This window comes from Rugosimonospora africana (assembly GCF_016862975.1).
Lineage (GTDB): Bacteria > Actinomycetota > Actinomycetes > Mycobacteriales > Micromonosporaceae > Rugosimonospora > Rugosimonospora africana.
Window position 1 is genome coordinate 33,347 of record NZ_BONZ01000027.1, and the last position, 21,880, is coordinate 55,226.

Annotated in this window: 19 protein-coding genes; 7 read left to right on the plus strand and 12 right to left on the minus strand. The window is 71.6% G+C overall.

The window, feature by feature from the left end:
- Nucleotides 1-11: 11 nt before the first annotated feature.
- The 8 genes from Raf01_RS13755 to Raf01_RS13790 form a co-directional block, all read right to left on the minus strand.
- A complete protein-coding gene (locus tag Raf01_RS13755) occupies nt 12-1,508 on the minus strand; it encodes an alkaline phosphatase family protein (protein ID WP_203918235.1) in 1,497 nt (498 codons plus the stop codon).
- A 162-nt stretch (nt 1,509-1,670) separates the two neighbouring features.
- On the minus strand, nt 1,671-2,876 hold the full coding sequence (locus tag Raf01_RS13760) for a 4-hydroxybenzoate 3-monooxygenase (protein WP_203918236.1): 1,206 nt from the start codon (nt 2,874-2,876) through the stop codon (nt 1,671-1,673).
- Nucleotides 2,877-2,879: 3 nt separating this feature from the next.
- A complete protein-coding gene (locus Raf01_RS13765; RefSeq protein WP_203918237.1) occupies nt 2,880-3,929 on the minus strand; it encodes a branched-chain amino acid ABC transporter permease in 1,050 nt (349 codons plus the stop codon).
- Nucleotides 3,929-4,795, minus strand: a complete 867-nt coding sequence (locus Raf01_RS13770; protein ID WP_203918238.1) for a branched-chain amino acid ABC transporter permease — start codon at nt 4,793-4,795, stop codon at nt 3,929-3,931. Before Raf01_RS13770 ends, Raf01_RS13765 begins: the two co-directional genes overlap by 1 nt.
- Nucleotides 4,796-5,737: an ABC transporter ATP-binding protein gene (locus Raf01_RS13775; protein ID WP_203918239.1), complete on the minus strand. Its 942-nt coding sequence runs from the start codon at nt 5,735-5,737 to the stop codon at nt 4,796-4,798.
- A complete protein-coding gene (locus Raf01_RS13780; protein WP_203918240.1) occupies nt 5,734-6,546 on the minus strand; it encodes an ABC transporter ATP-binding protein in 813 nt (270 codons plus the stop codon). The genes Raf01_RS13775 and Raf01_RS13780 overlap by 4 nt, the downstream gene beginning before the upstream one ends.
- A gap of 5 nt (nt 6,547-6,551) precedes the next feature.
- Complete coding sequence (locus Raf01_RS13785) at nt 6,552-7,865, minus strand: ABC transporter substrate-binding protein (protein WP_203918241.1); 1,314 nt, start codon at nt 7,863-7,865, stop codon at nt 6,552-6,554.
- 35 nt (nt 7,866-7,900) lie between these two features.
- Nucleotides 7,901-9,361, minus strand: a complete 1,461-nt coding sequence (locus Raf01_RS13790; RefSeq protein WP_203918242.1) for a benzaldehyde dehydrogenase — start codon at nt 9,359-9,361, stop codon at nt 7,901-7,903.
- A 293-nt stretch (nt 9,362-9,654) separates the two neighbouring features.
- Here Raf01_RS13790 and Raf01_RS13795 point away from each other — a divergent pair, with 293 nt between their 5' ends.
- Entirely contained in the window at nt 9,655-10,452 is a 798-nt protein-coding gene (locus Raf01_RS13795) for an IclR family transcriptional regulator (protein ID WP_203918243.1), read from the plus strand.
- 23 nt (nt 10,453-10,475) lie between these two features.
- On the opposite strand, the gene Raf01_RS13800 is transcribed toward Raf01_RS13795, so the two are convergent.
- Nucleotides 10,476-11,438 carry a quinone oxidoreductase family protein gene (locus Raf01_RS13800; protein ID WP_203918244.1) on the minus strand — a complete coding sequence of 321 codons (963 nt, stop codon included), beginning with the start codon at nt 11,436-11,438 and terminating at the stop codon, nt 10,476-10,478.
- A gap of 77 nt (nt 11,439-11,515) precedes the next feature.
- Between Raf01_RS13800 and Raf01_RS13805 the strand changes: the two genes are divergently transcribed.
- The 3 genes from Raf01_RS13805 (at nt 11,516) to Raf01_RS13815 (ending at nt 15,120) form a co-directional block, all read left to right on the plus strand.
- Nucleotides 11,516-12,013 (plus strand): SigE family RNA polymerase sigma factor, encoded by a 498-nt coding sequence (locus tag Raf01_RS13805; protein ID WP_203918245.1) that lies wholly within the window; start codon nt 11,516-11,518, stop codon nt 12,011-12,013.
- The gene (locus tag Raf01_RS13810) at nt 11,997-13,337 is read left to right on the plus strand and encodes a hypothetical protein (protein ID WP_203918246.1); all 1,341 of its coding nucleotides are present in this window, start codon (nt 11,997-11,999) and stop codon (nt 13,335-13,337) included. The genes Raf01_RS13805 and Raf01_RS13810 overlap by 17 nt, the downstream gene beginning before the upstream one ends.
- 310 nt (nt 13,338-13,647) lie before the next feature.
- Nucleotides 13,648-15,120, plus strand: coding sequence for a DUF8189 domain-containing protein (locus Raf01_RS13815; protein WP_203918247.1), 1,473 nt, complete (start codon nt 13,648-13,650; stop codon nt 15,118-15,120).
- On the opposite strand, the gene Raf01_RS13820 is transcribed toward Raf01_RS13815, so the two are convergent.
- The 3 genes from Raf01_RS13820 to Raf01_RS13830 form a co-directional block, all read right to left on the minus strand.
- Nucleotides 15,113-15,511, minus strand: coding sequence for a GntR family transcriptional regulator (locus Raf01_RS13820; protein ID WP_203918248.1), 399 nt, complete (start codon nt 15,509-15,511; stop codon nt 15,113-15,115). The genes Raf01_RS13815 and Raf01_RS13820 overlap by 8 nt on opposite strands.
- Nucleotides 15,508-16,275, minus strand: coding sequence for an alpha/beta fold hydrolase (locus Raf01_RS13825; RefSeq protein WP_203918249.1), 768 nt, complete (start codon nt 16,273-16,275; stop codon nt 15,508-15,510). Before Raf01_RS13825 ends, Raf01_RS13820 begins: the two co-directional genes overlap by 4 nt.
- Nucleotides 16,276-16,601: 326 nt before the next feature.
- Nucleotides 16,602-18,692, minus strand: a complete 2,091-nt coding sequence (locus Raf01_RS13830; RefSeq protein WP_203918250.1) for a hypothetical protein — start codon at nt 18,690-18,692, stop codon at nt 16,602-16,604.
- A gap of 294 nt (nt 18,693-18,986) precedes the next feature.
- Between Raf01_RS13830 and Raf01_RS13835 the strand changes: the two genes are divergently transcribed.
- The 3 genes from Raf01_RS13835 to Raf01_RS13845 are packed head-to-tail and all read left to right on the plus strand — an operon-like array spanning nt 18,987 to nt 21,604.
- Nucleotides 18,987-19,856 (plus strand): metallophosphoesterase family protein, encoded by an 870-nt coding sequence (locus tag Raf01_RS13835; RefSeq protein ID WP_203918251.1) that lies wholly within the window; start codon nt 18,987-18,989, stop codon nt 19,854-19,856.
- A 46-nt stretch (nt 19,857-19,902) separates the two neighbouring features.
- On the plus strand, nt 19,903-20,424 hold the full coding sequence (locus Raf01_RS13840) for a sigma-70 family RNA polymerase sigma factor (protein WP_203918252.1): 522 nt from the start codon (nt 19,903-19,905) through the stop codon (nt 20,422-20,424).
- A complete protein-coding gene (locus Raf01_RS13845; protein ID WP_203918253.1) occupies nt 20,417-21,604 on the plus strand; it encodes a WD40/YVTN/BNR-like repeat-containing protein in 1,188 nt (395 codons plus the stop codon). Before Raf01_RS13840 ends, Raf01_RS13845 begins: the two co-directional genes overlap by 8 nt.
- Nucleotides 21,605-21,880 lie beyond the last annotated feature (276 nt).

Here is a 21,880-nt window from a genome sequence, read left to right on the forward strand (position 1 = left end):
CGGTGCGGCCGTTACGGAACCTGGTGGCGGTGTCCCGGCTCCTGGTGGGGTACGGACTGGTCGCTGGTGGGCGCGGCCGGCATCGGCAGCTGGCTGGTCTCGTACTGGGCCAGCGCGTACCGGCTCTGCGTGTCCGGCAGCACCGGCGCCGTGCGGGTCGTGTCGCCGAACCGGAACGCCGAGGTCAGGTCGCCGACGGTCGAGCGGCGCCAGGCGCTGATGTTCGGCTCCGCGACACCGGTGACGCGCTCCAGGAAGCGCAGCTGCGAGGTGTGGTCGAACAGCTCCGAACACACCCAGCCGCCGGCGGTCCACGGCGACACGATAATGCACGGCACCCGGAATCCCAGGCCCACCGGCAGGCCGCCGCCGGCGACACCGGTGACCGAGTTCTTGGTGACGAACTCGTCCGGGGTACCGGGCGCCGGGGTCACCGGGGCCACGTGGTCGAACATGCCGTCGTTCTCGTCGTACGACAGGATGAAGACCGTCTTGGCCCAGACCTCGGGGTTCGCGGCGATGGCGTCGATCTTGCTGGCCACGAACGACGCACCGGCCGCGGGCATCCGCGCGGGGTGCTCGTCGTACTGGGTCGGCGGCAGGATCCAGCTGACCGCCGGGAGCTTGTCGTTCATCGCGTCGTACTCGAACTGGCCGGTCGGCTGCGCGGTCAGGCCGTTCACGGTCAGCGGCGAATCGGCGCCGGCCTCGGTGTACTGCTTCAGGTGCGCGATGGGCGGCAGGCCGGTTGCGCTCGCCGGCTCGTGGTAGAACTTCCAGCTCACCCCGGCCGCGGTGAGCCGCTCGGGGTAGCTGGTCCACGAATACGTGCCGGCCGGCGCGTTGTTGTCCAGCGCCGGACCGCCGGCCAGGCCGTTGGGGTCGATGGTGCCGGTCATCCACATGTACCGGTTCGGGTGCGTCGGCCCCATCACCGAGCAGTGGTACGCGTCGCAGACAGTGAACGCGTCGGCGAGCGCGTACTGGAACGGGATGTCCTCGCGCGTGAAGTAGCCCATCGTGTACGGGCCCTTCTTCGCGCCGTCGGCGGCGCGGTGCGCGGGCAGCCAGTTGTCCATCTTGCCGCCGTTCCACGCCTGGTGCTGCACCACCCACTCGTGGCTCATCGACGGGATGGCCTGCGCGGCGGTGGTGCGGGTGTCCAGCCGGTACGGCAGCAGGTACCCGTCCGGGTTGGACGGGTCGGGCTGGTAGTACACCGGCTGCCCGTTGGGCAGGCGCATCGCGTGCTTGTCCTCGAAGCCCCGGACCCCGGACAGGGTGCCGAAGTAGTGGTCGAAGCTGCGGTTCTCCTGCATCAGCATGACGACGTGCTCGATGTCCTTGAGCTTGCCGCGTTCGGGTGCCGGAGCGGCGACCGCCTTGCGGACGTTGGCCGGCAGCACGGCCGCGGCGGCCGCGGACAGGCCACCCGCGGCGGTCGCGCCGAGCAGCCGGCGTCGGGTGAGGTGGGCGGAATTCGTGGCGGAATCCGGGGACTTACTCATCAGGATCCTCTATCGCGTCGGTGACATCCGCGGGACAGTGGCCCGCCGGGCGAGCCCACCAACCGGGAATGACGATCATGGTGCGGACGCGGTGAATCGGCCCTGAAGTTCGGCTGAAGTGTTGTCGGGTCGGCTCCGGTCGGCCGGTGTCGTCCGGCCGGCTCAATCAGCCGGCAGGTCGAGGCCCCCGAGGTCCAGCGGCGGGTACCCGACGTAGTTCTCCGCCAGCGTGGTCGCCGCCGCCCGCGACGACGTGGTGTACCGCAGCTGCGACAGCTGGAGCTGCTCCCGCATCTCGTCGCCGTCCGGGGCCCGGTGCAGCATCGAGGTCATCCACCAGGAGAAGTGGGTGGCCCGCCAGACCCGCCGCAGGCAATTGTCCGAGTACGCGTCGGCGAGATCCGGGTTCCCGTCGCGCAGCAGCGCGACCAGCGCCTCGGCCAGCACGGCGACATCGGCGACCGCGAGGTTGAGGCCCTTGGCGCCGGTCGGCGGCACGATGTGCGCCGCGTCGCCGGCCAGGAACAGCCGGCCGTAGCGCATCGGCGAGGCGACGAAGCTGCGCATCGGCGTCACGGACCGGTCGAAGATCGGACCGTCGGCCAACTCCCAGCCGGGCAGCGCGAAGCGGCGGCGCAGCTCGGTCCAGATCCGCTCGTCCGGCCACGCGGACAGCTGCTCGTCCGGGGCCACCTGGAGGTAGAGGCGGCTGACCTCCGGGCCGCGCAGGCTGTGCAGGGCGAAGCCGTCCCGGTGGTACGCGTAGATGAGCTCGTCCGTCGACGGCGGCACCCGGGCCAGGATGCCCAGCCAGGCGTACGGGTACGTGCGGTCGAAGATGGTCAGCGCCCGGTCCGGGATGCTCGGCCGGGACACGCCGTGGAACCCGTCGCACCCGGCTATCACGTCGCACACCACGTCGTGACGCACCCCGTCCGGCGTCGTGTAGCGCAGCACCGGGTGGTCCGAGGTCAGTTCGTCGACCTCGGTGTCGCGGACCTCGAACACCAGGTTGGCGCCGGCCGCCAGCCGGGCCGCGACGAGGTCCTTGACCACCTCGGTCTGGGCGTACACCATCACCGTCCGGCCGCCGGCCAGGTCCCGGAAGTCCAGGTGCTCGCGGACCCCGTCGTACTGCAGGTAGATGCCGCCGTGCACGATGCCCTCGCGGTCCATCCGGGCGCCGAGGCCGGCGCGGCGCAGCAGCTCGGCGCTGCCGTGCTCGAGTACGCCGGCCCTGGCCCGCGCCACGATGTGCTCCTGGCTGCGGTCGTCGACCACGACCGAGTCGATGCCGTGCAGCGCCAGCAGTTGCGACAGCAGCAGACCGGCCGGCCCCGCTCCGACGATGCCTACCTGGGTGCGCATTGCCTACCTCTCGACCGGGACCGGCGTCGCCGCCGTCACCGGCGTATCCACCCGGTACCGCAACGGGAAGAGCTGGGCGCCGGTCCTCGCCCGCAGCTCACCCCACAGCCCCCGGGGCAGCCACACCGCGCCGATCACGGCGAGCGCGCCGAGCAGGATCAGGTACCAGGATCCGTAGTTGGCGAAGATCTCCTGTACCGCGAAGAACACGATCGAACCGACGATCGCACCCTCCAGGTACCCTATCCCGCCGATGACGGCGATGAAGATCATGTACGCCGACCACTGCACGCTGAACGCCGTGTCCGGGTGCACGTTCAGCGAGCTGACCAGCAGCACACCGCCGGCCGACCCGCAGCCCGCGGCGGACACCAGGTACACCACGCGCTTGGCCCGCCGCACGTCCACCCCGGCGCTGCGCGCGGCGGTCTCGTTGTCGCGCACCGAGGTCAGCGCGAGCCCGAGCCGGCTGCGCAGCAGCAGGTAGCAGCCCAGCAGGGCGAGCACCGCGACGGCCAGCGCCACCCAGTAGGTCAGCGCCTCGCGCAGCGTGTGGTCCAGCCCGGACAGCGTGGTCAGCGACCGCCCGCTGCCGCCGCCCAGGTCGCCGTCCCGCACGATCAGCAGCCGGTACACCTCGGCGATCACCCAGGTGCCGACCGCGAAGTAGTCGCCACGCAGCCGGAACGCCAGCAGCGAGGTGGGCAGCGCGATGACCGTGCAGACCGCCGCGGCGAGCAGCACGCCGAGGTACGGCTGCACGCCCCAGTCGGACAGCTGGAGCACGGCGTACGCACCCAGGCCCACGTACGCCTGCTGGCCCACCGAGACCAGGCCGGCGTACCCGGCCAGCAGGTTCCACATGGTCGCCATGGTCAGCAGCATCAGGAAGTCGACGAGCCGGTCGGTGACCGTGGTGTACGCGACGTACGGCAGGTAGGCCAGCACCACCACGACCAGGCCGAGCCCGACCGTGGTCCACCGGGTGGAGCGGCCGGCCCGGCGTACCGGAATGTCCCGGGCCCGCGCGAGCAGCGCGTCGCCGATCGCCATCAGGTGCTCCTCGCGGGAATCAGGCCCTGCGGCCGGAAGGCCAGGACGGCCAGGAAGATGACGTGACCGGCGAGCAGGGTCAGCGCGGGGTCGAACTGGCCGGCGACGGTCTGCGCGAGGCCGAGCACCATGCCGCCGACCAGCGTGCCCCACAGCGAGCCGAGGCCGCCGATCACCACCGCCTCGAACGCGAAGATCAGCCGGGTCGGGCCGATGCTGGGGTCGAACGAGGAGCGCATCGCGAACATCACCCCGGCGAGCGCCACCGTGGCGAACGCGATCGAGGTGGCGATGCCGTACAGGTGGCGGCTGTCCGCGCCGACCAGGCGGGCCGCCTCCGGATCGTCGGACGAGGCGCGCAGCATCCGGCCGGTCCGGGTACGGGAGAGGTACAGCTGCAGGCCGACCAGGACCACGACGGCGAGGACGAAGGTGATCAGCGCCAGGTACGAGATCGACAGCTGGCCGCTGATCCGCAGCGACGCCGAGGCCAGCCGGCCGATGTCCAGCGCCCGGGCGTCGGCCGAGTACGTCTGCAGCAGAACGTTCTGGATGATGACCGACAGGCCGAACGTGGCCAGCAGTGTGGCCAGCGGCCCGACGCCGAGGCTGCGTTGCAGCAGCACTCGCTGCAGCAGGTAGCCGACCGCGGCGAGCACGGGAATGACGATGACACCCGCCCAGAACGGGCCGAGCCCGGTCGCGTCGGCCACGGAGTATGCGAGGAATGCCGCGAGCACCGCGAAGTCGCCGTGCGCGAGGTTCACGATGCGCATGACCCCGAAGACGATGGACAGCCCGCAGGCGAACAGCGCGTACAGCCCGCCCAGCAGGATTCCCTGCACCACGGCGTTGACCCAGGCCATCTAGCCGGTCACCTCCTCGTCCGCTTTCCCGGCGGGGCCGGCTCCGGCCGGGCCCGGCTCGCTCGCACTCGGCTCGGAGGCCCCCGACCCGGCGGGATTCGGCCCGGCCTGCCGGGGGATCGCGCCGCTCTCATCGCCCGCGCCGGCCGGATCGCTCGCGCCGGCCGGATCGCCCGCGCCGGCCGGGTCGCTCGCGTCGGCCGAGCCGCTGCCGCCCGGCGCGGCGGCCGGTTGCCGGCGCGCGTCCACGCCGAAGTACGCCCGTTCGATCTGTTCCCGGGCCAACTCGCCGGGGCGCCCGCGCAGCACCGTGCGCCCTTCGAGGAGGCAGTGCACGTGGTCGGCGACCCGCAGCGCCTGGGCGACGTCCTGCTCGACCAGCAGTGCCGTGGTGCCGGCCCGCAGGATCTCCGGCAGCACCTGGTAGATCCGCCGGACCACCACCGGCGCCAGCCCCAGCGACACCTCGTCGAGCAGGAGCAGGCGCGGGTTGCTGATCAGCGCCCGGCCGATCGCGACCGCCTGCTGCTCGCCGCCGGACAGCCCGGCCGCGGACTGCCGACGCCGCTGCGCCATCCACGGAAACAGCTCCATGACCCGGTCCACGTTCCACGGCCCGGGGCGGCGCCGGTACCCGCCGACGAGCAGGTTCTCCTCCACCGACAGCGACGGGAACAGCCGCCGCCCCTCGGGTACCAGCGCGATGCCGGCCGCCACCCGGTGGTGCGCCGGCAGGCGGGTGATGTCCCGCCCGTCGAACCGGATGCTGCCGGCACCCGCCGGCATGACTCCCGCGATCGTGCGCAGCAGGGTGGACTTCCCGGCACCGTTGGCGCCAATGACCGCGAGTGTCTGACCCTCCTCGACGGTGAGGTCCAGCGCGCTGATCGCGGCGAGCTGCCCGTGGTACGCGTACAGATCGCTGATCTCCAGGAGGGTCACGGCGCCACCTCGCCGGGGCCGGCCGTGTCCACCGCGGTCAGTTCCGGCCCACCGCCGAGGTACACCTCGCGGACCGTGTCGTCGCGCAGCACCTCCTCCGGGCTGCCGTCGGCGATGAACGCGCCGCCCGCCAGGCACAGCAGCCGATCCACCGACCGGACGAGCACGTGCACGACGTGCTCGATCCAGACGATGGTCAGCCCGGACGCGCGCAACGCAGCGATGATTCCGGCAAGCTCCTCGACCTCCGGGTCGGTGAGCCCGCCGGCGACCTCGTCGAGCAGCAGCAGCCGGGGCTGGCCTCCCAGCGCCCGGGCCAGCTCCAGTCGCTTGCGCTGCAACAGGGTCAGCGCCCCGGCGTGGCGGTTGGCGATCGGCAGGAGCCCGGTCTGGTCGAGGACGGCCAGCGCCAGGTCGGCCGCGGCCCGTCCCCGGACACCGGCGCCGTACTGCGCGGCCACGAGCACGTTCTCGAACACGGTCATGTTCTCGAACGGTCGCGGCACCTGGTACGTGCGCCCGACGCCCAACCGGCAGCGGGCCGCCGCGCCGAGCCGGGTGACCGTACGACCGCCGAACACGATCTCGCCGTCATCCGGGGCGACGTCGCCGGACACCATGGAGAACAGGGTCGTCTTGCCGGCGCCGTTGGGCCCGACGATGCCGACCGCCTCCCCGTCGCCGACCCGCAACTGGAGCCGGTCGGCGACGAGGACCTTGCCGAAGCGCTTGCTGATGCCGGTCAGCGAGAGCAGCTCGGCGCCGGGTGCGTCAGTGGTGCGGTCAAGCGGCCGCTCTCGGGAACTCATGCGGGCTACGACGTGGGCTGCAGGTCGCCCGTGGTGGCAACGTCCGGGTTGAACGTGTTGTCCACGAGGTACATGTCCCACGGAAACTTCTTGCCCTTACGCCACTGGCCGCCGACCGGGGTCTGGATGGCGATGCCCGGTTGCGGGCCGGCGGTGAAGTCGAGTTGCCCGCTCATGCCCTCGATCTTCATGGTCTGGAGCTGGTGGGCGACCTCGTCGCGGTCCTTCGGGTCGCTCGCGCCGGACAGCGCCTTCGCGGCGATCTCGAACAGCGAGTACACCGAGCCGAGCGCCTGGCTCCACTGCTTGCCGGTCTGCGTGGCGAAGTCGTCGGCCAGCTGCTGTGCGGTCTTGCCGTCGAACGTCGACTTGTACGGGTGGCTCGGGCTCCACCACACGTCGGTGGCGATGTTGTTGGTCAGCTGGCCCAGCGAGTCGGCCTCGCTCGGGAACAGCATCACCTTGGCCACCGTCGCGAGCTTCGGCCGGTATCCCTGCTGCGCGGCCTGCTTCCAGAAGGTCTGGAAGTCCGGCGGCAGCGGGGTGCAGGTGAACAGCTCCGCGTCGGCCGCCTTGAACCGGGAGATCTGCGAGCTGAAGTCGCTGATCTCGTCCTGGTACCCGCCCGGGTCGATGACCTTGTAGCCCTTGGGCCCCATCGCCGGCGGGAACCCGCTGCGGAACGCGTTGGCGTCCGTGTCGTTGGGCCACAGGCACGCGACGGTCTTGTTGGTCGCCCCGATGCTGCCCCACATGTGGGTGAACAGGTCGGTGAACTCCTTCATCCCGAAGAAGAACATCGTCGTGTACTTGAAGGACTCGCCCTCCTTCTTGCCCCGGCCGAAGAACCACGCCTCCCACGGCACGATCGTGGAGACGTTCGGTACGCCGTTGGCCTCGCACTGGTCGGCCACCGGGTTGGCGGTGTCCGGCGTGGCCGAGGCGAGCACGATGTCCACCTTGTCGGTGAGGATGAGTTCCTTGGTGACGTCGGCGGCGCGGGTCGTGGTCGACTGGCTGTCCTTCACGACGATCTGCACGCCGCGGTGCTTGCCGCCGGCCGTGATGCCTTTGCTCAGCGCGTCGGTGACCTGCTTGATGACGAAGTTGTCGGACGCGGCGAAACTGGCCAGCGGGCCGGTCTGCGGGCTGACGTAGCCGATCTTCAGGGTGCCCGAGTCGCCGGTGCTGCCGGTGCCCTTCAATCCCTTGCTGCACGCGGCGAGCAGGCCGGCGCCGCCGGTGACGGCAGCGCCGGCGCCGATGGCTTTGAGCACGCTACGGCGGGGGAGGCCGCCGGGTGTTACGGATGCGGTCATGGGGCTCTCCGGAGGAAGCGGGGCCTCGAACTAACTCAGAATGGATACGGAGCGATTTCTCCGCGCACCGTCACCCAGCGCGTATCGGTGAAGGCGTCGACGTTGGCCGGGGCACCGCCGAACCGGGACCCGGTGCCCGATGCGCCCAGGCCACCGAACGGGACGTTGGCTTCGTCGTTGACGGTCTGATCGTTGATGTGCACCACGCCGGTCGGGATCCGTTGTGCCAGCGCGAGTCCGCGCATCACGTCTCGGGTGAGGATGCCCAGCGACAACCCGTACTCGCTGTCCGCGGCGAGCCTCGCGGCATCGTCCAATGTGGAGAAACGGAGCACCGGGGCCACCGGGCCGAAGACCTCCTCGGCGTACGCCGGCATGTCCGGCGTCACGTCGGCCAGCACCGTGGGCCGGTAGAACAGCCGGTCGTACTCGCCGCCCGCGGCCAGCTTCGCGCCGGCTTCGACGGTACCGGTGACGAGCCGGTGCACCTTGTCCCGCTGGCCGGCGTCGATCAGCGGACCGAGGGCCACCTGACCGGTGGCGGGGTCGCCGACCGGCAGGTGCGTCGCCTTGTCGGCCAGCCTGGCGACGTATTCGTCATAGACCCGCTCGGCCACCAGGTGCCGCCCGGTCGTCATGCAGATCTGGCCCTGGTGCAGGTAGGAGCCCCAGGCGGCGGCCGAGACTGCCCGGTCGAGGTCGGCGTCGTCGAGCACCACCAGCGCGGAGTTGCCGCCGAGTTCGAGGTGTACCCGCTTGAGCGAGGCCGCGGCGAGCTGCCCGACCCGCCGGCCGGCGGCGGTCGAGCCGGTGAACGAGATGACCCGTACCGGCGGCTCGCCGATCAGCGCCTCGCCGGCGTCCACGCCGCCGGGCAGCACCTGCAGCACCCCGGGCGGCAGGCCGGCCTCCTCGAAGACGCGGGCGACGGTGACCCCGCCGCTGACCGCGGTGCGCGGATCCGGCTTGAGGATCACCGCGTTGCCCAGGGCGAGCGCGGGAGCGACCGACCGCACCGCGAGGATGATCGGGAAGTTGAACGGCGAGATCACGCCCACCACGCCCACCGGCGACCGCTGCGCCCAGCTCAGCCGGGGCTCGGTGCTGGGCAGCAGCTCACCGTACGCGCGGGAGGGCAGCGCCGCGGCTTCGTAGCACTCCTGCACGACCAGTCCGACCTCGAACTGCGCCTTGCCGGGAACCGACCCGGCCTCGCGGGTGAGCCAGCAGGCCACCTCGTCGGCGTGCCGGGCCCACAGGTCGCCGGCCCGGCGCAGCACCGCCGCGCGTTCGGTGTGCGGCAACGCCGCCCATCCGGCCTGCGCCTCGCGGGCGATCTGGGCCGCGCGCACCACGTCGTCCGGCCCGGCCCTGCCGATCCGGGTCAGTTCCTCGCCGGTCGCGGGTTCGACAACCGCCGCGTCACCGCCCGTGGCGGGCCGCCATCCATCCAGAAAGATCTTTCCGGGCCAGGTCGACTCAGTTAACAACGTCACGACTACTCCTCGGGCGGAGAAGCGGGGGTGTGTGCGCCGTACGAACGAGTGTTTCTCTTGGCGAACATAGGTGACGCAACGGTAGGCGTCAACGCCTGCCGTGTACCGATTCGGATTCCCGTACCGCAACAGCCATTCATCGGCGTGCACGGGTGTTGACTGGCCGGCCCGGCGGCTCTACTGTTCGGCAGGTGGTCCTGTTCGGCTAGCGAACGCGGCGGATTCGCCGGGTGCCACGGTGGAGCAACGCGGCGATGCGCGGGTGCCGCGGTGGAGCGCGGGAGAGGAACCCGATGGCTGACGATGCGCCTCGCGAGGGGGAATTCGTCCGGTCGCTGGACCGGGGACTCGCGGTCATCCGGGCCTTCGACGCCGATCACCCGGAGCTGACCCTCAGCGACGTCGCCCGGACGACCGGCCTGACCCGTGCCGCGGCCAGGCGCTTCCTGCACACCCTGGTCAGCCTCGGCTACGTGCGCAGCGACGGGCGGCGGTTCGCCTTGCGGCCGAAGATCCTCGAGCTGGGCTACGCGTACCTGTCCAGCCAGTCCCTGCCCGAGGTGGCCATGCCGCACCTGGAACAGTTGGTCGAGCGGGTGCACGAGTCCTCGTCGGTCTCGGTGCTCGACGGCGACGAGGTCGTCTACATCGCCCGGGTGGCGACCAAGCGCATCATGACCGTGGCGATCAGCGTGGGCACCCGGTTCCCGGCGTTCGCCACCTCGATGGGCCGGGTGCTGCTCGCCGGCCAGTCGTCCGACTGGCTCGACGGGTACCTGCTGTCGGCCGAGCTTCGACCGTTGACGCCGCACACCATCGCCGAACCCGCGCGGTTGCGCGCGGAGTTGATGCGCATCCGCCGCCAGGGTTGGGCGCTGGTCGACCAGGAGTTGGAAGAGGGCCTGTGTTCGGTGGCGGCGCCGATCCGGGACACGCGGGGCAGGGTGGTGGCGGCCATCAACGTCTCCGCGCACGCGAGCCGGCGCACCGTCGAGGAGATCCGCCGGGACCTGCTGCCGCCGCTGCTCGATACGGCCAAACTGATCGGCGATGACCTGGGCAGCGTCGCCGGTCCGCCGGCCGGGACCTGACTGATCCCGGCCGGGCGTTCGGCTCAGGGAATCAGCAGGAGCTTGCCGGTGGTACGGCGGTTCTCCAGGTCCTCGTGCGCGCGGCGGGCCTCGGCCAGCGGGTACCGTGCCCCGATCCGCAGGCTCAGCGAGCCGTCCGCCACCCGGCGCAGCACGTCGCCCGCCCGCCGGTTCAGCTCGTCCGCGGTCACCACGAAGTGGGTCAGCGTCGGCCGGGTCAGCGACAGTGAGCCCGCCGCCGCGAGGCGCGCCGGGTCGAACGGCGGAACCGGACCGCTGGACTGCCCGTAGAGCACCAGGATCCCGCGCCGCCGCAGGCTGGCGAGGCTGCCGTCGAAGGTGGACCGGCCGACGCCGTCGTACACCGCCGCGACGCCCTCGCCGCCGGTGAGGTCCCGTACCGCGTCGGCGAACCCGTCGTACCCGAGCACCTCCGCCGCCCCGGCCGTCCGGGCCAGTTCCGCCTTCTCCGGCGTCGACGCGGTCGCGATCACCCGGGCGCCCAGCGCCGTGGCGTACTGGGTGAGCAGCAGGCCCATTCCGCCGGCCGCCGCGTGTACCAGAACGCTGTCGCCCGGCTGCACCCGGTAACTGTCATGCACCAGATAGTGCGCGGTCATGCCCTGCAGCATCGCGGCGGCGCCCAACTCGTCGCCGAGATCGTCGGGCAGCGGTACGGCGCGGTCGGCGTTGACCAGGCTGAACTCCGCGTACGCGCCGGCCAGATCGGCCGACGCCACCCGGCGCCCGACGATCGCCGGATCAACCCCGGCACCGGCGGCGACCACCTCACCGGCGCCCTCGGTGCCGGGCACGAAGGGCAGCGGGCGCGGGTACAAGCCGCGGCGGTGGTACGTGTCGATATAGTTGACGCCACACGCCGCCAGCCGGACCAGCAGCTGGCCGGCGCCCGGAACGGGGTCGGCGAGTTCGGCGAGAGCGAGCACCTCCGCGCCACCATGGCTGTTCACCTCGATCGCTTTCATGAAAACCACTCTAGATCGCCGCAACGGACAGGCACGCTGGCGCGTGTTCCAGGCGGCCGGTTCGCGGGGGAGGGCGTTTGTCAGGGAGCTTCGATGACTTCTATGCCGCGCACTTCGGTCCGCTCGTCGTGCAGTTGCACGCCGGGACCGGTGATCTGGCCGAGGCGCAGGACGTGGTACAGGAGGCGTTCTGCCGTGCGTGGGGGCGGTGGGACCGGTTGACGGGCTACGACGACCCGGCGGCCTGGGTACGCCGGGTGGCCTGGAACCTGGCGATCAGCAGGTGGCGGCGGGCCCGTACCGCGTTGCGGTTCGTCGCGCGGCAGCGCGTCGAGACCGTGGCCGGGCCGAGCCCCGACCGGGTCGCGCTGACCGCCGCGCTGGACCGGCTGCCGGTCAAGCAACGCCGGGCGGTGGCGCTGTTCTACCTGGCCGACCTGACCACCGGCGAGATAGCCCAGGACTGCGGCGTGCCGGAGAGCACGGTGCGATCGTGGCTGCACCGGGCGCGCGCGGCGCTGCTCAAGGACCTGAGCGACCCTGTTGAGGAGGTGCGGCGTGGATCCGTTGGATGACAGCGACGACACCGTGCTGCGCGAGCACTTCGCGGCTCTGCGGACCGAGACGCTGTCGCGGGCACGGCCGGCCGGTGCGCTTGCCGCCCGCCGCGCGTACGCCAACCGTCACCGGCGGCGCCTGCTGGTCACGGCCGCCGCGGCCACGGTACTCGTCGTGCTCGGCGCGACCGGCGGTTACCTGCTGGAGGACCGGCCGGCCACCCACCAGGACGTGACCGCCGCGCACACCAGTACGGCGACACCAGCCGACCGGGTGGGTCAGGGCGCCGGCCCGACCCGCGGGCCGACCGCCGCCGAATCCGTACCCGTCGTCACGCCGCCCGCGCCGAGCAGCCCGGCCGGCGGACCGGTCCCGCCCGGATTCCGGGTCGAGTCCATCACGTTCATCAGCCCGAACGTCTCCTGGGTACTGGGCTACGCGCCGTGCCTGTCCGAGCGGCCGTGGAGCGAGTGCCCGGCGGTGCTGCACAGCAGGGACGGCGGCCGTACCTGGGTCGGCGGTCCGGCACCGGGCGACGCCGCGTTCACCGGGGACATCCGGTTCGCCAACTCCCATGACGGTTGGATCGTGGCACGCGCCCCGTTGTTGGCGGAGGATCCCGGCGGAGTGTCCGGCGTGCTGTACGCGACGCACGACGGCGGCACCACCTGGCACACGGTGACCTCGGTGCCGGCCGCCGCGACCGTCGAGGCGGCATCCGGCCGGGTGTGGGTGGCCACCGGTCCGCATTCCGGCGACTCGCACACCCTCTGGTCGGCGGCCACCGGCAGCGACTCGTTCTCGAAGGTGGCGGAGCCGGCCGGTACCGGGCTGGTCCTGCACGGCGACCACGTCTACGCGTACGGCGAGGGCAACGACCTGCTGGCCGTCGACGACGGCACGGTCAGCCGGCGCAGCCTGCCGTGTGCCGAGGGCTACCAGGCCGGGTCCGTCCTCGCCGCGGCCGATGACCTGAGCCTGGCCGTGGTGTGCGCCGGCCCGCCCGACGGCTCCCAGTCCGCCAAGCAGGGCTTCACCTCGACCGACGGCGGCGTGACCTGGACGCCGATGGCCGGTGCTCCGGATCCGGCCGGCTCCGTCACGTCACTGGCCTCGACGCGGGACGCGGTGTTCCTCGCCGGCCAGGAGATGCCGGTACGGGTCAGCCGCGACGGCGGGCAGACCTGGTCGGTGGCGCTGAAGCCCGACGGGCCCGACGGGTTCTCCTACGTCGGCTTCACGGACGCGGATCACGGCATCGCACTCACCTATCAATCATCGACAGTAATCTATTTAACCTCCGACGCGGGACGGACTTGGAAGCCGCACCGGTTCGACTGACGCGACCATTCCGCGTCGGCCCGAACGGCACGCCTGACGGACATCATCGCTAGGTGCGAATATCTCGAACAGGTCTTCGGATAATTGAGGGAGATTCTGGTTGAGGCGGTTCGCCGCGCGTCCACAATGGAGGTCATGGTAGCCCGACGAGACGGCCTTGACCAGCGGTGACGGTCATGTGTCGAAGCACGCCACAACCATTGACAGGCACACCGGCTCGGGATGACGATCGGCGCATCGAACCAATTTCCGCGGAGGTGGAGATGGCTTCCATCCACGTGCCGTCAGAATTGCTCGTCCAATGACACGCTTGGGGATCGATTATTCGTTCAGTCATCCGAGTCCCCACACGATCCGGTCCACCGGCTACACGTTCGTGTGCCGGTACCTCAGCCGTAATCCGGCCAAGAACCTGACCGCGGACGAGGCCAATCAACTCATCAACGCCGGCCTGCACGTCGTGTGCAACTGGGAGGCCGCGGCCAGCGCCGCGCTCAACGGATTCTCGCAGGGCGTGACCGACGCGCAGCAGGCGCAGAGCCAGGCGGTCGCCTGCGGCATGCCGCCCACCAGACCGATCTACTTCAGCGTCGACTTCGACGCCTCGGCCGCGCAGCAGCCGGCGATCAACGCGTACTTCGACGGGGTCGCGTCCGTGCTGGGCCTGTCCCGGTGTGGCGCCTACGCCGGGTACCACGTGATCCAGCGGCTGTTCAACGCCGGCAAGATCGTCTGGGGTTGGCAGACGTACGCGTGGTCCTCCGGGCACTGGGACACCCGCGCGCACCTGCGCCAGGTGCAGAACGGCATCACCGTCGGCGGTGCCGAGTGCGACGCCAACGAGGCACGGGTGGCCGACTTCGGCCAATGGGGCAGGCTCCTGCCGATCAAGCTCGGCCTCGCGTACGACCGCTGGCTGGTGCGCACCGGCGACGGCCACATCCGCGCGTACGTGCACAACACCAACAACTCGATGTCGAGCGTGGACCCGTCCGGCGCCGGCTGGTCGCCCATGGGCGGCAACATCGGAGGCACGCCGGCCGCGGTCATCGACTCCGCCGGCCACGTGCAGATCTACGTCCGCGGTGCCGACAACTCGCTCCAGCACGTGGACCCGGCCGGCGCCGGCTGGTCGTCGATGGGCGGCAACATCGCCGGCGATCCGTGCGCTGTCCTCGACCGCGCCGGCCACGTGCAGATCTACGTCCGCGGCGCGGACAGCTCCCTGCAGCACGTGGATCCGTCGGGTGCGGGCTGGTCGTCGATGGGTGGCCAGATCGCCGGCAACCCGGCGGCCATCGTGGACTCCGCCGGCAACATCCAGATCTACGCGCGGGCGGGCAGCGCGCTGTGGCACGTGGATCCGTCGGGTGCGGGCTGGTCGTCGATGGGCGGCAGCATCGCCAGCGACCCGGCGGTGGTGCTGGACTCCGCCGGGCACCTCCAGATCTACGTACGGGGCCGGGACAACTCGTTGCAGCACGTGGATCCGTCCGGAGCCGGTTGGTCCTCGATGGGTGGCCAGGTCGCCGGGAGCCCGACAGCGGTGGTCGACCCGGACGGGCACACGCAGATCTACACGCGCGCCGCGAACGCGCTGTGGCACGTGGATCCGGCCGGCGCCGGCTGGGAGTCGTTGCGGGGTGACATCGCCGGCGACCCGGTCGCGCTGGTGGACGAGATCGGCAACGTCCAGGTCTACGTGCGCGGCACCGACAACACGCTGCAGCGCGAGCTGTCCGGCACCAACTGGTCGGGACTCGGCGGAAGCATCGTCAACTAACCTCCCGCTCCGGTGAGTCGACCGGTGGCGCGTCCGGGTGGGCGCGCAGAGCGGCGCGCACGATGTCCAGCGCCTCGTCGCCGTCGATGCCGAGGCCGCGCACCAGCGTGGCGTAGTCGCGTGCCGCCTCCAGCGCCCGCTGCCGGCCACGGTGTCCGGCGGCGGCGACGAACGTGCCGGCCCGGCCGCGGGTGGCGATCAGGCCGGCCTCCTCCAGCTCGCGGTACGCGCGGGCCACCGTGTTCACCGCCAGGCCGAGGTCGGTGGCGAGCTGCCGTACCGTGGGCAGCCGGGTGCCGACGGCCAGCGTACGGTCGCCGATCTGCCGGGCGAACTGCGCTCGTACCTGTTCGTACGGCGGCACCGGGGAGCCGGCGTCGATGGCGATCACAGGGGATCACCGGACCAGAACGCGGTCAGGATCGCCGCCGTCGCCTCGGGCGCCTCGACCGCCGGCGAGTGGCCGGCGCTCGCGATCGCGGCCACGCCGGCACCCAGCCGGGTGGCCATCTCGTGCTGCAGCTCCGGGTGCCACGCGTCATCGGTTTCGCCGTAGCAGACCAGCACCGGCACACCGGTGGCGCGCAGCTCATCGACCCGGTCGGGTTCCTTGATCAGGGCGTCGGACATGCCGAACAGGCCGTCCAGGCTGGAGGCCAGGAAACGCTCGCGCAGGAACGCGCTCAACTCGACGGGCGCGTCCGGGTCGGGTGGGTACACCGCGAGCCGGGCGGCGTACACGGCCGCCATGCCACCCTGGGCGTACGGCGTCAACCGGACCATCGTCTCCCGTCTCCCGCCGTCGATCGCGGACGGCCCGGAGTCGAGCAGGACCAGCGACCGGTACCGCTGGGCGGCGGCCAGCACCGCGGCCCGGGCGACCAGCCCGCCGAACGAGTGCCCGAGCAGGTGGGGCCGCTCCTCGTCCAGGCTGTCGGCCAGCTCATTGACCACCGCCCCCAGCCGGTCCGGCGTGTATTCGGCACGGTCCTCCGGCCCCGGGCTCTGGTACTGGCCCGGAAGGTCCATCGCGACCACCCGGAACCCGGCGTCCGACAGCGGGTTCAGGATCGGGGCGAAGTCCTCCTTGCCGCCGGTGAAGCCCGGCACCAGCAGCGCGGTGCCGGCCGGGGTGCCCGCCGGGGCGACGTCCAAGATTGCGATCGGGCCGGACGGGAGAGTCACGGACCTGGGCACCCCGCGGTGCGCGGTGATCTGGCTCCACACGGCTCCAGTCTGCCCCGGCGGCCGGGCCGGTGTCCCGCCGGAGCGCCGCTCGCCGCGGTCCAAGCTCTCGGCGGACGGTCTACCTCTTGCCGGACAGTCCAACTCTTGCCGGACAGTCCAGCTCGCCGCCGTCCTGGCTCGCCGCCACCCTGGCCAGCCGCGGCCGTACCCGTTACGCGGGCGGGCCCGCGCTCCCTGGCTGGGAGCGCGGGCCCGGACGTGTGGACTGGGCGGTAGACCGCCAGTGCGGTGGATCAGAACTCGGAGAACTGATAGTCGCGGCGGCGCCGCCGGTTGATCAGGCCACGGATGAGGATCCCGATCACCAGGACCCCGCCGCCGGACAGCAGTACCGTGCCGGCCAGCCGCGCGGGCGGCATCGACCCGACACCGGTGCTCGCGCCGGCGGCCTTGATGCCCTTCGTCTTCAACGGCATCGGCCCGAGGGTCAGGGTCGGCAGCGGCGAGGCGGTGTCCTGCGGGGCTCCGGTGGCGACCAGCCCGCCGGCCGGGGCGAGGGTGTTGGTGTTCCCGGCCGGTACCACGGCCGGTGCCGCCTGGACGCCGGTGTTGCTCCCGCCGCCCGTGCTGCCCCCGCCGTGGGTCGCCGTGCTCCCACCGCCGGTGCTCCCGCCGTGGGCCGTCGTGCTCCCGCCGCCGGTGCTCCCGCCGCCGGTGCTTCCACCGCCCGAGGTTCCGCTCCCTCCGGTTCCGCCGCCGGCCGCGTGCGTCGGCGGCTTGGCGGCCGCCGTGGTGGGCGGGGCCTTCGTCGGAGCCGTGGTCGGAGCCTTGGTCGGAGCCTTCGTCGGTGCGTTGGTCGTCGGAGCCACTGTCGGCGGCTTGGTCGGCCCGGTGGTCGGGGCCTTCGTCGGTCCCTGGCTCGCGGTCGGTGCGGTGCTCGCCGGAGCGCTGCCGGTCGGCGAACCCGCCGGTGCGCTCGGGCTCTGCGTCGGCCGGGTGCTGGCCGTCGGAGCCGCCGATGCGGTCGGCGACGCCGACGGCATGGTCACCGGCTTCAGCCGCGCGCTGACCACCACACCGTCGTCGTTCGTGGTCACCGTGATCGGGTTGTCGATGCCGAGCAGATCGCCGCAGTTGAGTTCGTCGAAGCTCCCGCTCAGCCGCTGGGCGAGGAAGGTGAACAGGTTGTTCGCCGCACCCGCGTCCGGTGAGGCCGCCTTGAGCGTCGACTTCCGGTCCAGGTTGGTCCGGTCGATGCCGAGGGACATGATGTTCTGGCAGTACGCCTTCGGTGTCTCGGTGGCGGTGTCGATCGGGCCCATGTTCACCCCGGCCCGGTACAGGTTGGTCTTGCGGACGCTGGTCTTGCCGTCCACCAGCACCATCGGGTCACTCGTCGGCACCAGGGCCACCGGAGCGGCCTGGAACGCCGCGGCCTGCAACTCGTTCAGCGGCAGCGCGGGTGCCGACTTGCCCGGGTCGGCGAGATCCGGCGCCGTGTACGGCGTGCAGCCCAGCACCGGCGCCACGTAGCTGTCCAGCAGCCCGTTGTCGCTGCCGTTCGTCTCCACCTTGGCGCCCTTGGCAGCCAGCGCGGCCTGGTTCGTCGCGGTGTTCTGCGCGATGCTGCCGTCCGGCAGGAACAGGTAGCTGGTGGTGACGTTGTCGCTCTGGTCCATGTCGACGATGCCGAAGTCGCGGGTCGTCGGGCAGGGCAGGCCGTCGTTCGCGGTACCCAGCGGGGGAACCGTGGTCTTGCCCGCCGCGATCGCGGCGTTGGCGGCCGTGAAGAACGCCGGTGCGTTGCAGTAGGCGTACTGGCCGAAGATCGAGTCACCGAGCCCGTTGACGCACGAGCCCGACTGGAGGCTGCCGTCGCTGTCGGCCAGGGTCAGGTTGTCGCCGTTGAAGCCGAACCAGACGCCCACGACGGCGTCGGCGGGCAGCTTCGGTACGACCGGCGGCGCGGCCGGCGCGTCGTTCCCGTCGACCACGACCGGGCTGTACACCGAGATGGCTCCGGTGGCCGGGTCGATGACGGCCGCCTGGACGAACGCGGACGTGCCGTCGTCGGACTGGTGGCAGGACGGGGTGAGCAGCCGGTACGGGGTGGCCAGACCCTGCGCGGTGAGTGGGTTGGCCGGCACCTGCAGGGTGCAGTCCACCGCCGGTGGGTCTTCGGTGTTCGAGGCCGCGAGAGCGATGCCGCCACCGGTGGCGAACAGCACGCCGACGACGGCGATGAGCGGAACGGTCCAGCGCCGGGGTGCCGGTGGTGGGGGGACGCGGCGGCGCTGGCGGTTGCGGCGGGTGGTACGCCGCTGCGGGTTCAGACTCGACACGAAGTCGACGATGTCCGCGTCGTTGCGTTCGTGGGCAGACAATTCTCAGCCCTTCCAGGGGAGACTCCGGGGTCGCGAAAAGGCGTGCCAGTAATGGCTCAGCGACCGTGTGTATGCACTCCGGTCTATGCCTCTAGCTGTGTCCACATGGCCTGTGACAATACTCGTCAGCCCGTCAATGTCACGCCTTTGTAACTATCTTGCTTGGCGTGCTCGGATGCTCACCATGCGCGAGTGTGGGTCGATGTCGCCGGCGTGAACGCGCTGACGGACGGCTTGTACGGCGAACCCGGGGGTGCGTGCTGGATGCCGGTGGGCTTTCCGTAACATCGATGCGTGGTGGGCGACCCGTCCGGCAAGGTGTTCGCTATCAGCGATATCCACGTGGCGTACCCGGAGAATCGACGGATCGTCGAACAACTCGCGCCGGAATCGCCTGGGGACTGGCTGTTGCTGGCCGGGGATGTGGGCGAGACATTCGCCGATATCGAATGGGCGCTACGCCTGTTGAGTGAACGGTTCGCCACCGTGATCTGGACACCCGGTAACCACGAATTGTGGACGCCGCGACCGGATCCGGTACAGCTCCGCGGCGAATTCCGGTACCGGCGACTGGTCGAGGTGTGCCGGGAACTCGGCGTCCTCACGCCCGAGGATCCGTACCCGGTCTGGCGCGGCGAGGGCGGCCCGGTGACCATCGCGCCGCTGTTCCTGCTCTACGACTACACGTTCCGGCCGGACGGGTACCCGACCCGGGAGGCGGCGCTGGCCCGGGCGTACGAGGTCGGCGTCGTGTGCACCGACGAGTTCCTGCTGCATCCCGACCCGTACCCGAGCCGGCAGGCGTGGTGCGCTCAGCGCGTCGCGGTCACCGAACAACTGCTCGCCGCGCGGGATCCGGCCCTGCCCACCGTGCTGGTCAACCACTTCCCGCTGATCCGGGAACCGACCCGGGTGCTGCGGTACCCGGAGTTCGCGCAGTGGTGCGGCACGGAGCGCACCGACGACTGGCACGTACGGTTCGGTGCGGTCACGGTCGTCTACGGTCACCTGCACATCCCGCGCACGATCTGGCGCGACGGCGTGCCGTTCGAGGAAGTCTCCCTCGGCTACCCGCGGGAGTGGCGGCCGCGCTCCGGCGCTCCGGGACGGCTCAGGCAGATCCTGCCGTCGCCGGAAAGTCGCGGCAACCTTCCACCGGGCTGAGGCGTCGTCTCCCTGACGTGGACGAGCGCCGCAATGGCGCCGATCGATGGGAGATTGGGTGGACACCGGTTGGGAGGAGGTGTACGCCGGCCATTACAGCCGGCTGGTCGCCTTGCTCACGGCGCTCGCCGGTTCCAGGGCCGAGGCCGAGGAAGCCGTGCAGGAGGCTTTCGTGCGGGCGCTGGGCATGAGCGGCCGGCGTGCCGTCGTCGAGGACCCGGAGGCGTGGCTCTACCGGGTCGCGGTCAACCTGCTGCGGTCGCGGTGGCGGCGGGTGCTTGCCGGGCGCCGGGCCGTGGCGCGGCTGTCCGCCCCGGACGAGGTGGTCACCGAGGACTCGGGGCGGGTCGACGACCGCGTGCGGTTGCTCGGCGCGCTGCGCCGGCTGCCCTTCGAGCAACGTGAGGCGATCGCCCTGCACTACCTGGCCGACATGCCCGTCGAGGCGGTGGCGGTACGCGTGGGGTCGCCGATCGGCACGGTCAAGGCGCGGCTGTCCCGCGGCCGCAACGCACTGGCCCGGCTGCTCGGCGAAGCGCCGGTGGGGGGAGGAAGCCGTCATGCCTGAGCTGGACTTCGCGGGGCTGCGCGACGAACTCGAACAGCAACTGCGCCCACCCGCGTTCGCCGAGATCCGGTCGCGCCGGCGGCGCCGTACCCGCTGGATCGCGGTCGGTACGGCCCTCATGCTGGTCCTGGTGCTCGCCGGCGCGGCCTCCGCCAACACGTACCTGCGACCGGTCCGCTCCCCGGTCACCGGCCCGGGACCGTCGGCTAGCCCGGTGTCGCTCGGTCCCGGAGTCGCCGCGGTGGCGGTCTCGCCGTCCGGCACCATGTTCCTGGCTTCGTCGTCGTGCCTGTTCGGCTGCGCCCGGCCGGACGACCGTTTCGGCGACGTGGTGTGGCGCAGCACCGACTCCGGCTCAACCTGGACCCGGCTGGCATCCCCGCAGGACTCCTACGCCGGAACGTTGCTGGCGGTCAGCGACACCCAGCTGTGGCTCGTCGACGACGTGACGATCAGCGCGGCCTCCGACGGTGGTCACAATTGGCAGAGCCTCAGTCTCGGCGGCGACTCCACCGCGTCCGCGTACGCGGCGACCACCGGGGGATCAGTCTGGCTCGTTCAGAACGGTGCCGTCGCGATGTCGCAGCGGGGCGCGAACGTGGACCTGCCGCAGGCCCAGCCGCCCGGCCGCGCGGATTCGCACGGGATCGCGGTGTTCGGCGAGGACAGCGCCGCGGTGCTGACCGGACACTCGCCGGCCACCTGGTTCGTCACGAACGACCGGGGTGCGCACTGGGCGCCGATGGCCGACCCGTGCCACGACACCCTGTACCCCGGCTCGCCGTACTCCACGATGACGGCGGCCCCGGACGGCAGCCGCTGGGTGGTCTGCGCCGGCGCGCCCGCGGCCGGACAGCAGGGCAAGCAGTTGGTCACCTCGACCGACGGCGGCCGTACCTGGCAGTCCCGCGGCCCGCTGGAGCCGGCCGGGTACGCCACCCGGGTCGTCCCGATCTCGGCGACCGTCGCCTGGCGCAGCGGTCCCGGGGGCGAGATCTACCGCACCACCGACGCGGTGCACTGGACCCCGGTCGCGAACACCGGCGCTCGGCCCGGGGAAGTCGCCGACATGTTCGCGGCCCGCGACGCGGACACCGCCGTGTACCTGCGGGACACCGGGGTGTACGTCACCCACGACGGCGGGCTCCACTGGACCGCGCACCGGTTCCCCTCCGGCTGATCGTGGGTCGCCCGGGCGCGCCGTCGCGGCGCGCCCGGGCGCGGTCTGTGGTGTCCTCCGTGCGGATCGCGCGGTGTTATCCGTGCGCGGGCCGCGCGGTGCCGCCGATGCGCGGGCGCGGTCCCGCTCGTGTGGCGCCGCCTGCGCACGGGTCGCTCTGGACCTTGCTATGGGAGCGTTCCCATGCCATGATGACGGACACATTCGCGTCTGGGAGTCGGGCCCGAATGCTGGTCGCCTAGGGCAGTCCGGCAACGGACAGGTGACCGCCAGCTG

Excerpts from the sequence above, each read along its gene's own strand:
- Raf01_RS13765 (WP_203918237.1), bottom strand. The coding sequence starts at position 3,929 with ATGGCGATCGGCGACGCGCTGCTCGCGCGGGCCCGGGACATTCCGGTA.
- Raf01_RS13800 (WP_203918244.1), bottom strand. The coding sequence starts at position 11,438 with ATGAAAGCGATCGAGGTGAACAGCCATGGTGGCGCGGAGGTGCTCGCT.
- Raf01_RS13770 (WP_203918238.1), bottom strand. The coding sequence starts at position 4,795 with ATGGCCTGGGTCAACGCCGTGGTGCAGGGAATCCTGCTGGGCGGGCTG.
- Raf01_RS13795 (WP_203918243.1), top strand. The coding sequence starts at position 9,655 with ATGGCTGACGATGCGCCTCGCGAGGGGGAATTCGTCCGGTCGCTGGAC.
- Raf01_RS13760 (WP_203918236.1), bottom strand. The coding sequence starts at position 2,876 with ATGCGCACCCAGGTAGGCATCGTCGGAGCGGGGCCGGCCGGTCTGCTG.
- Raf01_RS13840 (WP_203918252.1), top strand. The coding sequence starts at position 19,903 with ATGGGAGATTGGGTGGACACCGGTTGGGAGGAGGTGTACGCCGGCCAT.
- Raf01_RS13845 (WP_203918253.1), top strand. The coding sequence starts at position 20,417 with ATGCCTGAGCTGGACTTCGCGGGGCTGCGCGACGAACTCGAACAGCAA.
- Raf01_RS13785 (WP_203918241.1), bottom strand. The coding sequence starts at position 7,865 with ATGACCGCATCCGTAACACCCGGCGGCCTCCCCCGCCGTAGCGTGCTC.
- Raf01_RS13755 (WP_203918235.1), bottom strand. The coding sequence starts at position 1,508 with ATGAGTAAGTCCCCGGATTCCGCCACGAATTCCGCCCACCTCACCCGA.
- Raf01_RS13780 (WP_203918240.1), bottom strand. The coding sequence starts at position 6,546 with ATGAGTTCCCGAGAGCGGCCGCTTGACCGCACCACTGACGCACCCGGC.